13 protein-coding genes are annotated in these 13,947 nt (G+C 74.3%); 3 read left to right on the top strand and 10 right to left on the bottom strand.

Annotation, left to right across the window (positions count from 1 at the left end):
- Positions 1 to 111 precede the first annotated feature (111 nt).
- From Cco03nite_RS08460 to Cco03nite_RS08450, 3 genes are read right to left on the bottom strand one after another with little or no spacing between them, the layout of a single operon-like run.
- A complete protein-coding gene (locus Cco03nite_RS08460) occupies positions 112 to 1,296 on the bottom strand; it encodes an alanine racemase (RefSeq protein ID WP_203690716.1) in 1,185 nt (394 codons plus the stop codon).
- Positions 1,286 to 2,896 (bottom strand): IucA/IucC family protein, encoded by a 1,611-nt coding sequence (locus Cco03nite_RS08455; protein WP_203690784.1) that lies wholly within the window; start codon positions 2,894 to 2,896, stop codon positions 1,286 to 1,288. Before Cco03nite_RS08455 ends, Cco03nite_RS08460 begins: the two co-directional genes overlap by 11 nt.
- On the bottom strand, positions 2,896 to 4,452 hold the full coding sequence (locus Cco03nite_RS08450) for an IucA/IucC family protein (protein WP_203690714.1): 1,557 nt from the start codon (positions 4,450 to 4,452) through the stop codon (positions 2,896 to 2,898). Before Cco03nite_RS08450 ends, Cco03nite_RS08455 begins: the two co-directional genes overlap by 1 nt.
- Positions 4,453 to 4,681: 229 nt before the next feature.
- On the opposite strand from Cco03nite_RS08450, the gene Cco03nite_RS08445 reads away from it, so the two are divergent.
- Positions 4,682 to 5,632 (top strand): hypothetical protein, encoded by a 951-nt coding sequence (locus tag Cco03nite_RS08445; RefSeq protein WP_203690712.1) that lies wholly within the window; start codon positions 4,682 to 4,684, stop codon positions 5,630 to 5,632.
- Positions 5,633 to 5,711: 79 nt separating this feature from the next.
- Here the strand turns inward: Cco03nite_RS08445 and Cco03nite_RS08440 are convergent, their stop codons facing one another.
- Positions 5,712 to 6,590, bottom strand: a complete 879-nt coding sequence (locus Cco03nite_RS08440) for an EamA family transporter (protein WP_239167209.1) — start codon at positions 6,588 to 6,590, stop codon at positions 5,712 to 5,714.
- Between the two features lie 82 nt (positions 6,591 to 6,672).
- On the opposite strand from Cco03nite_RS08440, the gene Cco03nite_RS08435 reads away from it, so the two are divergent.
- The gene (locus Cco03nite_RS08435; protein WP_203690710.1) at positions 6,673 to 7,632 is read left to right on the top strand and encodes a LysR family transcriptional regulator; all 960 of its coding nucleotides are present in this window, start codon (positions 6,673 to 6,675) and stop codon (positions 7,630 to 7,632) included.
- Here the strand turns inward: Cco03nite_RS08435 and Cco03nite_RS08430 are convergent.
- On the bottom strand, positions 7,573 to 8,352 hold the full coding sequence (locus tag Cco03nite_RS08430) for a sulfite exporter TauE/SafE family protein (RefSeq protein WP_203690708.1): 780 nt from the start codon (positions 8,350 to 8,352) through the stop codon (positions 7,573 to 7,575). The genes Cco03nite_RS08435 and Cco03nite_RS08430 overlap by 60 nt on opposite strands.
- 257 nt (positions 8,353 to 8,609) lie before the next feature.
- Here Cco03nite_RS08430 and Cco03nite_RS08425 point away from each other — a divergent pair, with 257 nt between their 5' ends.
- Positions 8,610 to 9,413, top strand: coding sequence for an alpha/beta fold hydrolase (locus Cco03nite_RS08425; RefSeq protein ID WP_203690700.1), 804 nt, complete (start codon positions 8,610 to 8,612; stop codon positions 9,411 to 9,413).
- A gap of 168 nt (positions 9,414 to 9,581) precedes the next feature.
- Here Cco03nite_RS08425 and Cco03nite_RS08420 read toward each other — a convergent pair whose 3' ends face one another.
- From Cco03nite_RS08420 to Cco03nite_RS08400, 5 genes are all read right to left on the bottom strand, one after another.
- Positions 9,582 to 10,550, bottom strand: a complete 969-nt coding sequence (locus Cco03nite_RS08420) for a sporulation protein (protein ID WP_203690698.1) — start codon at positions 10,548 to 10,550, stop codon at positions 9,582 to 9,584.
- A gap of 53 nt (positions 10,551 to 10,603) precedes the next feature.
- Positions 10,604 to 12,187, bottom strand: coding sequence for an ABC-F family ATP-binding cassette domain-containing protein (locus Cco03nite_RS08415; RefSeq protein ID WP_203690696.1), 1,584 nt, complete (start codon positions 12,185 to 12,187; stop codon positions 10,604 to 10,606).
- A 163-nt stretch (positions 12,188 to 12,350) separates the two neighbouring features.
- Positions 12,351 to 12,638: a GNAT family N-acetyltransferase gene (locus Cco03nite_RS08410; RefSeq protein WP_203690694.1), complete on the bottom strand. Its 288-nt coding sequence runs from the start codon at positions 12,636 to 12,638 to the stop codon at positions 12,351 to 12,353.
- Positions 12,639 to 12,655: 17 nt separating this feature from the next.
- On the bottom strand, positions 12,656 to 13,618 hold the full coding sequence (locus Cco03nite_RS08405) for an aldo/keto reductase (protein WP_203690692.1): 963 nt from the start codon (positions 13,616 to 13,618) through the stop codon (positions 12,656 to 12,658).
- A gap of 49 nt (positions 13,619 to 13,667) precedes the next feature.
- Entirely contained in the window at positions 13,668 to 13,910 is a 243-nt protein-coding gene (locus Cco03nite_RS08400; RefSeq protein ID WP_203690681.1) for a hypothetical protein, read from the bottom strand.
- Positions 13,911 to 13,947 lie beyond the last annotated feature (37 nt).

The following is a 13,947-nucleotide window of genomic DNA, read 5'->3' as shown; positions in this document are numbered from 1 at the left end:
AACTCGTGGTGGAACCGGCACAGTCTAGGACCTTGTCAAGCCAGGTCGAACAGGGTGGACCATCTCGTGATCATCCGATTCGCTGGGTAGACGCGGAATCACTCTGCGCGGTCAGAGGACGAGGAACGCCGGCGCCGGATGGCGCAGGAACCCGTGGTGCGAAATGTCCCACCCGTACGCCCCGGTCCGCCCGAACACCAGCAGGTCACCGACCCGCAGCCGGGCCACGTGCCGGCCGCGGCAGAGCACGTCGCGGGGGGTGCACAGCTCGCCGACGGCGTCCACCGCCACCCCGGCGACCTCGGGCCGCGGCCACGGGTAGTCCCAGCGGTCCACCGGCAGCACCGTGAACGGGTGGTCGTATCCCCAGGCCGCGGGCAGCCGGAAGTGGTGCGTGCCGCCGCGCAGCACCGCGAACCACCGCCCGTGGGTGTGCTTGAGGTCGAGCACCTCGGCGGCGTACCAGCCCGCGTCGGCGGCGAGCCACCGCCCCGGCTCGACGACCAGCTCGACCCTGTCCGGCACGCTCACCCGCAGCTCGTCGAGGGCGAACACCGCGCCGCCGGTGTAGTCGACGCCGAAGCCGCCGCCCGCGTTCACCGTGCGCAGCGGCACGCCCAGCCGCCGGGAGGTGGCCGCCGACCAGCGCAGCGCCTCGGCGAGGAAGGCCGAGTGCGCGGCCGCGTCGAGGTTGTTGGAGACCGCGTGCAGGTGCCAGCCGGCCAGGTCCAGGCCGGGCAGCGAGCGGGCCAGCGCGACGGCCTCGGGCAGCTGCGCCTCCGCGACGCCGAACGGGGTCGGCGCGCCGGTCATCGCGTGCGTGCCGGGCAGCCCGGCGTCGGCGCGGTTCACCCGCAGCGTGATCGTCGCCGTGCTGCCCGCCCGCTGCGCGAGCAGGCTCAGCCGGCGCAGCTCGTGCACGCTCTCCACGTTCACGGTCACGTCCGCGGACGTGCTCAGGCGCAGCGCGTACGACAGCTCGGCGTCGGTCTTGGCCGGCCCGCCGAACACGATGCGCCGTGCCCCGGCGGCCTCGGCCAGCGCCAGCTCGCCGCCGGACGCGACCTCCAGGCCGTCGCAGGCCTCGGCCGCCGCGCCGACGATCGCCGGGTGCCCGTTGGCCTTCACCGCGTAGCAGACGGTCACCCCGGGCAGCGCCCGCCGCAGCTCACCGACCCGTGCCCGCAGCACGCCGGGGTCGTACACGTAGGCGCAGACCGGTCCGTCGAGTTCCCGCAGCGCGGTCGCGACGGACGTGGGCACCTGGTGCGAGTCGTGCGGCTGGTCAGCGGCCATGGAGCGGATTCTGCACCGGGACGTACAGGTCGCCCGCGCCGGCCAGGCGCATCCGGGTCAGCGCCTTGTGCGGCACCGTCGCGGCCGTGTAGAAGGCGTGGTCGGGGTGCCCGGCCAGGCTCGTGTCCACGACCTCCCGCACGACGCGCCAGGCGGCGTCGGCGGCCAGCCCGTGCGACTGCCCCAGCCGCAGCACCAGCTCGCCCAGGTGCGCCTGGAACGCGGTGTACGCCACCTTCGACCGCAGCACCGTCTCGTCCTCGGTGCCGATCACCGAGCCGGGCCACAGCTGCAGCCGCGCCCCGGACGCGGCCAGCCGAGGGTGGTGCACGCGCAGCCCGGCCAGGTCGCGCAGGGCCAGCCGGTGCGGCACGCCGTCCCGGAACGTGGGCACGCAGTTCTGCAGGTGCGCCTCCAGCCCGATGCCGTGCCGGGCGGCCAGCGCCAGCACCGGCGGCAGCAGCAGCTCGGCGTACTCGCGCAGGAAACCCGAGGCGGCCGAGCGCGGGTCGGCCAGGCCGCGCGTGGCCGCGTACCGGTCGACGACCCCGGCCAGCAGCGTGCGCCCGGTGACCGGGTCGAGCGCGGCCAGCGAGCTCGCCGGGACGGGCTGCTCGCCGGCGGCCAGCCGGCCGCCCAGGCCTTCGCGCACGATGGTGCTGAGCTGGCGGCCGTCCTCCAGCAGCCCGGCGACGCCCGCGGGCTCGGCCATCAGCAGCACCCGCCCGCCGCCCGGCACCAGCTCCAGCAGCCGGGACAGCACCTCGCTCAGCGCCGGCCCGTTGCGGGTGGAGGCGATGGAGATGCTGCGCCGGGTCGAGGTGACCTGGATGTCCAGCGACAGTTTCAGGTACGTCGACCCCGGCGGCAGCACGGTGCGCAGCGCCGCGGTGGGCCGCGCCGGCACCACGTCGTCGAGCACCCGCAGCGTGCCGTCGGCGAACAGCTCCGGGTGCCGGCCGGTGAGGTGCCGCAGCTGCCAGATGTGCACCGGCAGCAGCCGCCGCCCGCCGGGGGCCGGCACGCCCAGCCGCTGGGACAGGTCGTCGCCCAGCGCCAGTTCCGGCGGCACGGCCAGGAAGCCGATCGCGGTCGACTCGCTCTCCAGGTCGTGCGCGATCAGGTCGCCGGTGCCCCAGCCCAGCCGGGTGCGCCCGCACGGGTGCAGGTTGTGCCCCTCGACGGCGAGCTGCTCCAGCCGGGCGGTGCGCTCGTCGGGCGCGGCTCCGTCGAGCAGCGCCAGCATGTCGGCGGCGCCCGCGACTGCCGCCGCCGCCCGGTGACCGGGGTCTATGGTGGCGCGGCGGGCGTACGCCAGCGCCAGCCCGTGCACCGCGCTGTCCAGCTCCGCGCGCAGGCCATCGTGGGTGACCAGGGTGACCGGGTCCGCGTCCACCGGGTCGAGCAGCACCCGGTCGAAGCCGTGCCGCTCGCCGTGGAAGCGGGCGCGCGCGTCGCCGAGGTCCTCGCGCCACAGCGCCTCGGCCAGCCGGGTCGCCACGGTGACCCGGGCCTGCGGCAGCGCGTCGAAGTAGCCGCTCAGCAGCTGCGGGGCCAGGTCCGCCAGGTCGGCGGCGATGGGGTCGGTGAGCGGGCGCATCACGCGGCCAGCGGGTTGGGCAGCTGCGCCCAGGCGTCGTCGAGCGGGTCGGCGGCCAGCCGCATCGCGGTCGTCGCCTTGAGCGGCAGCGGATCGCCGAGCACCGAGCGCGCGTCCGCGGCGGCCGACGGGGGCAGGTTGTCGTACGCCTGCTCCACCCGGTCGCGGACCAGCCGCCACAGTTGCCGCGGCTCGATGCCGTACTCGCGGGACAGCACCGCGATCGGCTCGCCGAGCGCCACCGCGATCCCCGAACCCAGCGCCTTGGCCCGCAGCTCGGCCGGGTCGTCGCTGGCCAGGTCGCCGTGCAGCCGGGGCACGTCCACGCCGTGGCGGCGCAGCCGTTCGGGGCTCAGCCGCACCCCGCCGACGTCGCGGTAGGACAGCCCGGTCGGCCGCCCGTGGGAGAGGGCGACCAGCAGGTTCTGCCCGTGCGCCTCCAGCGCGACCCCGCGGTGCAGCAGCGTCAGCAGCACCGGCACGATCAGCGCGGCCAGGTCGGCGAGGAATCCGGCCGGGTGGCCGCCGTAGCCGAGCATGACCGCCTCCCGGATCAGCGGGCGGCCGTCCGCCGGGGACGGGGCGGCCAGCGCCGCGACCGGCAGGATCACCTCGTTCGGGCCGGGCTTCGGGGCGCGCCGCACCACGACGGCCAGGCTGCGCAGCGGGGCGCCGTCGGTGTCCAGCACTGCGCCCGCGGCGAGCTCGGGCCACACCTGCAGGCCGAGGTCCGCGGCGACGACGGCCAGCAGCTTCGACACCACCGGGCCGTTGCGCACCGCGGCGGGCGAGACGATCCGCACCGCGCTGGTCATCTGCACGTCGACCGCGGTCTTGTAGTGCCGCGTCGGGTCGGCGACCGCGGCCAGGGTGCGCAGCGACATCAGCGGCCGGGCCGCGATACGTGCGCCGTCGGGCTTGAGGAAGGGGTACGCCGACAGCACGTGCTCGCGCTGCCACGGATGCACCGGCAGCCGCGGCGCGAGCCCCGCGCCGGTGGTCAGCCAGCGCTTGGCCGGCACGGTGAACACCTCCAGCTCCACCGTGGGCCGGTGCTCGGGCGCGTAGCGCAGCAGCTCGGCCTGGGACATGCCCAGCCGGGTGCGGCAGCACGGGTGCAGCGGGTGACCGTCCACCACGGACTGCTCCAGCAGCGCCAGCCCGTCCGGGCGGCCCGCGAGCAGGGTCAGCGAAGGCTCGCCGCCGGGCCGGTACGGCTGGTTGGCGCGGGCCAGCGCCACTCCCGCGACACTGTCGGCGACCTCGGCGGTGAGCCGGGCGCCGTCACCGGGCAGGTCCAGCGCGCGCAGCAGCTCGACCGGGTCGTCGAACGCGCCGGTGTCGGTGACGATGCGCATGCCCTCGGGTGGCACGGCGAACGGTTCGGCCAGCGCGGCGGAACCGATGACCCGCTTGCCGCCGGCGAGGGTGACCCGGACGTCGCCGCCGTACACCTGCCGCTCGACGCCGGGCAGCGGCTCACGCACCAGCGCGCCCCACAGCCGGGCCAGAATCGCCGCGCGGGCTCCGGGAAGCTTCTCGGACACACTCGGCACGCTGTTGATGGTCCACTCCCTCGTCCGGCGGGCTCGGCAGAGATCCAGTGTGGACCACCGAGGCGGCTGCCTGCCAGCGCCCGCTCTCAGCCTAGCGTCCTAGGATCGCCTAGCGGATGTGACGTCCCCGGGTCGCCCGCCGGCCAGGAGCGCCGAGCCCACCGGGTTCCGCCTGCTCGGGTCCGCGCGCCCGCGCCGGGCCTTGTCCGGGGCTGCTGCAATGTGGGTCATGGGACACGGGGACATGGAGGCGCGGTTGGCGGCCGCGGCCGAGGCGCACCGCGAGCGGCAGACCGCCGTCGCCCGGCATCGCGAACTGCTGCGGCTGATCGACGACGCCGCCGCGCTGGTGCGCGAGCTGTCGCAGGCACACGCCCGAGAGGTTCGCGACGTCGTACGCCTGGAGACGGTCACCCTCACCCGCGTGATCGCCGCCCTGCGCGGCACCCGCCACGACGCGATCGCGCGGGAGCGGGCCGAGGCCGACGCGGCGGCGTACCGGCTGGGCCGGGCCGAGGCCGACGTGGCCGCCCTGCGCGGGGAACTCGACGGCGTCGCGGCCCGCTTGTCGGCGCTGGAGGACGCCCCGGGCCGGTACGCGGCGGCGCTCGACGAGAAGGAGCGGGTCCTGGCGGCGGGCGGCGACTCCCGCGCGCGGCGGCTGCTCGACCTCGCCGAGGCGCGCGGGGTGGCCGAGGCGGAGCTGAAGGAGATCCGGGAGGCCCAGCACGCGGCCGCCGCCGCGTCGAAGGCGCTGCACGAGCTGCGGCGGCTGCTCGACAGCGCCGACGGCTGGTCGACGTACGACACGTTCTTCGGCGGCGGGATGATCAGTAGTGCGATCAAGCACGATCGGCTCGACGAGGCGGCGAAGGCGGCGGCCCTGGCCGATCAGCGCATCGCCGCGCTGAACGCCGAGCTGGCCGACGTGCCCGGCGGCGGTGCGGCGACCGCGCTGGCCATCAGCGGGCTGACCCGTTTCCTGGACGTCTGGTTCGACAACATCTTCACCGACCTGGCCGTACGCGATCGGATCAAGCAGGCGCTGGCCGGCGCGAAGCAGTGCGACGAGCAGGTCGGCCGGATCGGGCAGCAGCTCGACGGGCGGCACGCGCAGGTGCGGGCGCGGCTGGCGCAGCTCGCCGCCGACCGTGAACAAACCCTGACCACGGCCGCATAACCCCTGCCTGCGGCAGTGGGTGGTTAAGAAGGGCACCTTCTACAACGCGGAGCGTTGTGAAGGTGCCCTTCCTTTGTTCTCAGCGGTGGCCGGAGCGCTGGGCGCCGATGCCGGCGGCCACGACGAAGGCGACGCCCGCCACCTGGAGCGGGTGGGGGGTCTGGTGGAGCACGGTCGCGCCTACGAACAGGGCGAACGCGGGTTCCAGGCACATCAGGGTGCCGAAGGCGGCGACGGTGAGGCGGCGCAGGGCGAGCAGTTCGAGGGCGAACGGGAGGACCGGTAGGAGCAGGGCCAGCCAGGCGGCCTGGGCGAGGATGGCCCAGGTCAGGTTCGGCAGGGCCTGGGGTGCGCCGATGACGGCGGCGGCGACGGCCGATACAGGCATGGCGATGGCGAGGCCCTTGACGCCGCTGAAGCTGTCGCCGACGCGCTGGGTGAGCACGATGTAGCCGGCCCAGCCGGCGGCGGCGACCAGGGCGAGCGCGACGCCGGTGAGGTTGATGTCGCCGCGCCAGGGCCGGGTCAGCGCGAGTACGCCGGCCAGCGCGAGCGCGGGCCACAGCAGGCCCCAGCGGCCGGTGCGGCGCAGCACGGCCAACGACAGCGGGCCGAGGAACTCCAGGGCGACGGCGGTGGCCAGCGGGATGCGGGCGATGGATTCGAAGAAGGCGACGCTCATGGCCGCGCTGACGACGCCGAGTCCGATCGCGCCGCGCAGGTCGCGGCGGGACTGGGCGCGCAGCCAGCGCGGCGAGGGGCGGGCGATGAGCACGAAGGCGAGGGCGGCCCAGCAGCCGCGCAGCCAGGCGGTGCCGGCGGGGCCGATGTCGTCGAACAGGCGGGTGGAGGCGGCCGCGCCGACCTGCACGGAGAGCATCGACCCCATGATCAGTCCGATGGCGGGGGCGGTGCTCTGGCGGCGGGTGGTGCTGGTGGCGAGGTCGACTGCGGTCACCACTCCATGTCACCGGATGAAGATCACGCCGTCCACCACGGGTCTGCGGACGGACCGTCCGCGATTCGCGGATGATGGGGGCGTGGACACCAGGCTGCTGCGCGTGCTCGTCGAGCTGTCGGACCGGGGCACGCTGCGCGCGGTCGCCGAGGCCACCGGGTACGGCACGTCGGCGGTGTCGCAGCAGCTGGCCACGCTGACCCGGGAGGTGGGCGCGCCGCTGGTCGAACGCACGGGGCGGACGGTCCGGCTGACTCCGGCGGGGCGGCGGCTGGTGGCGCACGCGCGGCCGATCCTGGCGGCGGTGGACGCGGCCCGCGCGGCGCTGGCCCGGGGCGGGGAGCCGGGCGGGGCGGTGCACGTGGCGTCGTACGCGTCGGTGCTGTCGGGGGATCTGATCCCGGTGGTGCGGGAGCTGGTGGTGTCGCATCCGGGGCTGCAGCTGCTGCTGCAGGAGCAGGAGCCGCCGGAGGTGCTGCGGCTGCTGGCCGAGGACCGGGTGGACCTGGGTTTCGTGTACGACTACGACCTGGTGCCGCGCGGCTGGGACGGGTACACGGTGCGGCAGCTGTGCGAGACGCCGATGGTGCTGGCGGTGCCGGCGGAGCGGGACCTGCCGGAGCGGATCGACGCGCCGGGGCGGCTGTGCGCGCTGGCGGGGCAGTCGTGGGTGGTGAACTCGCGCGGCCCGGCCGACGACGAGCTGGCGGTGCGGGTGTGCGCGCTGGCGGCGTACCAGCCGATGATCGAGCATCGGGCGGACAGCATGGATCTGGTGCTGGACCTGGTGTCGGCGGATCTGGGGGTGGCGCTGGTGCCCGGTCACCTGCCGGAGCATCCGGGGGTGCGGTTCGTGCCGATGCCGGGGGTGCCGGTGCGGCGGCGCATGTTCTCGATCACCAGGCCGGGCCGGGAGCACTGGCCCGCGGTGAGCCTGGTGATCGAGCGGGTCGCCGCGCATGCGCTGGCGGAGCGGTGGCGGTCAGGCCAGCCACTGGTCGTAGGACAGCCGGGCGATCAGGGCGAGCACCACCACGAGTAGCACGATGCGGACGAAGCCGGAGCCGCGTCTGATGGCCATCCGGGCGCCGAGCTGCGCGCCGATGATGTTGCAGACGGCCATGGCCGCGCCGAGCTGCCACCAGACGTGGCCGCCTGCGGCGAACACGATGAGCGCGCCGAGGTTGGTGCCCGCGTTGACGATCTTGGCCATGGCGGAGCCGTGCAGGAAGTCGGCGCCGATGACGGTGGTGAAGGTGAGCACCAGGAAGGTGCCGGTGCCGGGTCCGATCATGCCGTCGTACAGCGCGATGACGCCGCCCGCGAGTGCCACGGCGAGTACGGCGCGCTCGCGGGTGCGGCGTTCGGGGTGGGCGTAGATGCCGTTGTTCGGGCGGAACGTGACGAACAGCGCGACGGCGACCAGGATGGCCAGCACGACGGGCCGGTAGACGTCCTTGTTGGGGGTCAGTTCGATGGCCAGCCACGCGCCGAGGCCGGACACGAACACGGCGATGGCTCCGGCGGGTCCGGCGACGCGCCAGTCGATGCGGGTGCGCCGGGCGTAGGTGATCGCGGCGCTGGTGGTCCCGGCGATCGCGGTCATCTTGTTGGTGCCCAGGGCGGTCGCCAGCGGCACCTGCGGGGGCAGTCCGATGAGCAGGGCCGGGAGCAGGAGCAGTCCGCCGCCGCCGACCACGGCGTCCACCCACCCGGCGGCGGTGGCGGCGGTCAGCAGCAGGCTGAGGCTACCGGCGTCCACGGGCCGGTGCGGGGGTGCTGTGGATCATGATTTGCGGCGCTGGGTGGCGAGCCACATCCCGATCGCCCCGATGGCGATGAAGAGCAGCATGAAGCAGACGAGGGCCTTGAACACCCGGCAACCATAGCGACTGCGCGGCCCGTGATCGAGGGCGGCGGTGGGCGGTCTCGAGGGAAGTCCGGTGGCACCGCGCCGGCCTGGCGTAGGTTGGGTCGTGGCCGACCCCCGGGCCGTAACCGGGATGGAAGGAGTCGGCCATGATCGGCCGCAGCAGGTTCTTGGGCGTGCTCGCCCTGTCCGCCGTCACGGCGCTCGCGGTGGTGGCCACGCCGGCCACGGCCGCGCAGAAACAGACAAAACCGACGATCGTGTTGGTACACGGTGCGTTCGCGGACTCGTCGAGCTGGAACGGTGTGATCCCGCTGCTGCAGGCGCAGGGTTATCCGGTCGTGGCGGTGCCGAACGAGCTGCGCAGCGTCAAGGGCGACGCCGCCGAGGTCGCCGCCGTGCTCAAGAGCATCAGCGGGCCGATCGTGCTGGTCGGCCACTCCTACGGCGGCAGTGTGATCTCCAACGCGGCCGAGGGCAATCCGAACGTCAAGGCCCTGGTGTACGTCGCGGCGTTCGCGCCGGAGGTGGGCGAGTCGGCGGCGGCGCTGTCGGCCAAGTTCCCGGGCAGCACGCTCGGGCCGGCGCTGGCCAAGCCGGTGGCGCTGCCGGGCGGCGGCAACGACCTGTTCATCGACCAGGCCAAGTTCCGCGACCAGTTCGCCGCCGACGTGCCCGCGGAGCAGGCCGCGCTGATGGCGGCGGGCCAGCGCCCGATCACCGAGGCGGCGCTGAACGAGGCGTCGGCCAACGCGGCGTGGAAGAACATCCCGTCGTGGTTCGTGTACGGGTCGGCGGACAAGAACATCCCCGCCCAGGCGCAGGCGTTCATGGCGCAGCGGGCCGGGTCGAAGGAGACCGTCGTCGTCGACGGCGCCTCGCACGTCGTGATGATCTCCCACCCCGACCAGGTCGCGAAGCTCATCCAGAACGCCGCCGCGACGGTGCAGTAGGGCGCGAGCGCCGCTGCACCCGTGCCAAGCCGGGGACGGGTCGCACCATGATCGTTCGACTTGCCAGGCAGGTGGGTGAAAGCGGGCGCAAGATACGCACAGGTGCCCGGCACATCGGATGATCATGCCGGGCCGCCGTCCCGGCGGGGACGGCGGCCGCATGCCTGGTTACTCGTCGCCGAAGCCGAAGTCCATGTCCATGTCGAAGACCTCCTCGGCGACCTCGCCGGCGACCATGCCGCCGACGAAACCGGCCGCCGCGCCCGCGGCCGCCATGCCCATGCCGTGCCCGCCGCCGTGACCGTGGTGGCTGCCGTGGAATCCGTGGCCGCCGTGCCCGCCGTGGCCGCTGTAGCCGTGGCCGGAGCCGTGGCGCTCCAGCGCGCCGCGGATCCAGCCGTCGACGACCGTGTGCCAGTCGTCGCGGCCGGCTTCGGCGTGCGAGACGTGGTGGCGGCTGAACGTGTCGTGCGAGCCGAGGAAGCCGCGCTTGTCGAACTCGAGCACCACGTCCATGCCCTGCGGGCTGGTCACGAAGGTCAGCTCCAGCTGGCGCATGCGGCCCGCGTACGCCTGGGACGGGTGGAACTCGATCTCCTGGTAGAACGGCAGCGTCTGGTGCACCCCGTGGATGCGGCCGCGCTCCAGGTCGGCGCGGGTGAAGTGGAAGCCCAGCCGGCTGAACGCGGCCATGACCGCGGCCTGCAGCGGCAGCGGCTCGACGCCGACCGGGTCGAGGTCGGTCTTGTCGACGGCCTTGGCCACCGACAGCTCGGTGCGCACGCCCATCGTCATGCCGTGCAGCGGCGTGCCGTAGAACCGGGTGACCGGCGTCTCCCAGGGCACGTCGATCGAGAACGGCAACGACTGCTGCGCGCCCGCGGCCAGGGTGAACGACCCGGTCAGGTGGACCCGGAGGAACTCCACGGTGGCGTCGTACTCGCTGTCGTGGCCCTCCACCTCGACCCGGGTGACCAGGCCGACGGAGACGTACTCGATCAGCGTGTCATGGTCGCCGCCCTTGATGTGCACGGTGCCGCTGAGCGTGCCGCCCGGCTGCACGACGGGGGTGGCGAGCACGGTGTCCACTGACGGTCCGCCGACGCCGAACGCGGCGAGCATCTTCTTGAAAACCACTGAACTGCATCTCCTCTGGGGTGCGGGTCCACTCGACCGACGCTCCCACCTTCCTAGCAGACGAGGTCCAGTCGCGCCCCCTGCCAGTGGCGGCGCAGCCACCGGTCGTGGCTGGCGACCACGATCGCGCCCGGCGCGCGGCCGAGCGCGTCCTCCAGCTCGTCGGCGAGCGCGGGGGACAGGTGGTTGGTGGGCTCGTCGAGCAGCAGCAGGTGCGGCGGGTCGGCGATGAGCAGGGCCAGGGCGACGCGGCGGCGCTGCCCGACGCTGAGCGCGCCGACGGGCCGGTCCAGGTCGCGCGGGGCGACCAGGCCCAGCTCGACCAGCGGCACCTCGGCGTGGCAGCGGTCGTACAGCGCCCGTGGGGTGGCCGCCGGGTCGTCGAACCGGTCGTCCTGGGCGAGCAGGCCGACCCGCAGCCCGCGGCGGCGGGTGACGCTGCCCTCGGCGGGGCGCAGCCGCCCGGCGAGCACCGACAGCAGCGTGGACTTGCCCGCCCCGTTCGGCCCGGTGACCAGCAGCCGCCCGTCGGCGGGCAGGTCGAGGCGGTCCAGCCGCAGCCGGCCGGGCACGTGCACGTCGCGCAGCGTCAGTGCGGTGTCCTCGCCGGCCGTGGTCAGCGCGGGGGCCTGGAAGCTCAGCAGCGCGGGCGGTCTGCTGATCGCGTCGCGTTCGAGCACGGCCAGGCGCTGCTCGGCGTTGCGGACCCGCCGCGACACCTGGGCCTGGACCCGTGCGCCGTGGAACTTGTAGCCCATCTTGTCGGCGTCGCGCGGGGCCCGGCCGGGGGCGACCTGCCGGGCCGTGGTCGCCGCGGACAGCCGCAGCGCCGCGAGTTCGGTCTGCTGGTCGGCGTACGCGCGCTCCCAGCGGGCCCGCCGCGCCCGTTTGGCCTGTACGTACTCGGTGTACGCGCCGCCGTAGCGGACCAGGCCGCCGGGGGAGTCGTCGCTGGGGTCCAGGTCGACGATGTCGGTGCAGACCTCGTCGAGGAACACCCGGTCGTGGCTGGCGACGACGACCGCGCCGGGCAGCTGCCGCAGCTGCTGTTCGACGAACGCCACGGCCTGGTCGTCGAGGTGGTTGGTGGGCTCGTCGAGCAGCAGCGCCGCGGGGCGGCGTACCAGCAGGGCGGCCAGGGCGACCCGGGAGCGCTGCCCGCCGGACAGGGTGCCCAGGGTGCGCTCGCGGGCGACGTCGGCCAGGCCGAGGCCGTGCAGGACCAGCTCGGCCCGGCGTTCGGCGTCCCACGCGTCGAGCTGCTCGGCGCGGGCCAGCGCGTGGCCGTAGGCGTCCAGCCGGTCCGCGTCGCTCAGGTCGCGGGCCAGCTCGTCGAGCAGGCCGAGCAGCTCGCGGCTCTCCCGCAGCGCCTCGGCGAGCACGTCGCCGACGGTGTCGCCGGGGGAGTACGGCAGCTCCTGGTGCAGCAGGCCGAGGTCGTCGGGGCGGGTGACGGTGCCGGAGTCCGGGGTGTCGGCCCCGGCGAGCAGGCGCAGCAGCGTGGACTTGCCCGCGCCGTTCTCGCCGACGAGGCCGACGCGGCGCCCGGCAGACACGGTGAGGCTGACGCCGTCGAGCACTCGACGGTCGCCGAAGATCTTGACAAGGTCGGTCGCGATGAGGGTTTGCGCAGGCATGAACACCACCGAGGGGAACTCGATAACGAAGCCTGCCGGGCGTCGCGCGACGCCCCCGCGTTGCGGTCGGGTCGTCGCAGCCTCAGGTCACAGGCCGGTCGGTGATGTCACAGCTCCATAGTGGGGCCAGCCTAACGGCCGGCCCCACCGTGCTGCCAGTGATTTACGCCCGCTCGATCAGCGGCAGGTACCGCGGGTTGTCCTCGACCCAGCGGCGTACGAAGGAGCACTGGGGCACCACGTGCACGCCGTCCTCGGCGGCCCCGGCCAGCGCCGCCGCGCACAGCATCGCGCCGATGCCGCGCCCGCGGGCCTCCGGCTCGACGCCGGTGTGGTCGAACACGATCGACCCCGGCTTGCGGTGGTACGTCAGCACGCCCAGCAGGCGGCCGCCCTCGCGGGCCTCGTACCGGCTGCTCTCGGGTACTTCGACGACCTCGACCCCGGTCACGGACCCTTCCCCCTTCGTCACAGCGTCGGCAGCGGCGCGAGCTTGTCCAGCTCGGCCAGCTCCGCCGCGGTCGGCTCCCAGTCGGCGGCGGCCGCGTTCGCGGCGACCTGCGCGGGGCTGGTCGCCCCGGCGATGACCGACCCGCAGCCCGGCTGCGCCGCCAGCCAGCCGATCGCGACCTTGCCCAGCTCGTGGCCGTTGGCCTCGGCCCAGCCCGCGAGCGCCTCGACGGTGTCGAGGCGCTCGTCGGTGATGAACCCGGCCTGGTCCTTGGCCAGCCGGCTGTCCGACGGCGCGTCCTGGCCGCGGCGCACCTTGCCGGTCAGCAGGCCGTTGGCGAGCGGGAAGAACGGCAGCACCCCCAGCCCGAAGTGCCGGGCGGCGGGCACGACCTCGATCTCGCTGCCGCGCTCCAGCATCGACCAGTGGTTCTGCGCGCTGACGAACGGCGTCACGCCCATCTGCTCGGCCAGCCGGGCCGCGTCGGCGATCTGCCAGCCCGCGAACTGCGAGCTGCCGATGTAGCGCACCTTGCCCTCGACGACCAGCTCGTGCAGCGCGGCCAGGGTCTCCGCCAGCGGCGTCACCGGGTCCGGAGTGTGCAGCTGGTACAGGTCGATGTGGTCGGTGTTCAGCCGCCGCAGCGACTCCTCGACCGCCCGGCGGATGTATGCCCGCCCGCCCTTGGCGCCCGCGGCCGGGCCGTAGCCCATGTCCGCGCCCTGGTGGCCGAACTTGGTCGCCAGCACGACCTGGTCACGGCGTCCCTTGAGGACCTCGCCCAGCATCGACTCCGACGCCCCGATCGCGGTGGCCCGGCCGTAGATGTCCGCGGTGTCGAAGAACGTGATGCCCGCGTCGATCGCGGCGTCGACCACGGCACGCGTGCCGTTCAGGTCCAGCCGCCACCCGAAGTTGTTGCAGCCCAGCCCGACCGCCGAGACGACCAGCCCTGACTTTCCCAGTGCCCGATAACGCATGATCGCCACACTATCTCGCCCGGTCCGGCTCCCACCCCCGCGTCCTTCGTCAGGGGATGAAGCGGGCCAGCAGGTCCTGGGCGGCGCGGTCCACGGCGGCGTCGTCGCCCGGGTCGGGGACCTTGATCCGCGCGCCGGTGACGGTGTACCACTCCTCGGCGCCCTTGTACTGCGCCCGCAGCGTGACCGTGCCGTCCTTGCCGACCTTCGGCTCCAGGGTCAGTTCCCCGGTGATCGTGCCGACCTCGTCCGTCATCACCCCGCCAGGCGGCGCCACCACATCCTTCGTCATGCCGCCCCCATACCCCGCCCCGCTCCGCCAAACCGGC

This window comes from Catellatospora coxensis, assembly GCF_016862635.1.
GTDB lineage: Bacteria > Actinomycetota > Actinomycetes > Mycobacteriales > Micromonosporaceae > Catellatospora > Catellatospora coxensis.
Note: the sequence above shows the minus strand (reverse complement) of the source record. Positions and strands in the feature narration are given on the sequence as shown.

Coding starts and splice junctions, on each gene's coding strand:
- Cco03nite_RS08460 (WP_203690716.1), bottom strand. CDS start 1,296: ATGGCCGCTGACCAGCCGCACGACTCGCACCAGGTGCCCACGTCCGTC.
- Cco03nite_RS08455 (WP_203690784.1), bottom strand. CDS start 2,896: ATGCGCCCGCTCACCGACCCCATCGCCGCCGACCTGGCGGACCTGGCC.
- Cco03nite_RS08415 (WP_203690696.1), bottom strand. CDS start 12,187: ATGCCTGCGCAAACCCTCATCGCGACCGACCTTGTCAAGATCTTCGGC.
- Cco03nite_RS08425 (WP_203690700.1), top strand. CDS start 8,610: ATGATCGGCCGCAGCAGGTTCTTGGGCGTGCTCGCCCTGTCCGCCGTC.
- Cco03nite_RS08405 (WP_203690692.1), bottom strand. CDS start 13,618: ATGCGTTATCGGGCACTGGGAAAGTCAGGGCTGGTCGTCTCGGCGGTC.
- Cco03nite_RS08400 (WP_203690681.1), bottom strand. CDS start 13,910: ATGACGAAGGATGTGGTGGCGCCGCCTGGCGGGGTGATGACGGACGAG.
- Cco03nite_RS08445 (WP_203690712.1), top strand. CDS start 4,682: ATGGGACACGGGGACATGGAGGCGCGGTTGGCGGCCGCGGCCGAGGCG.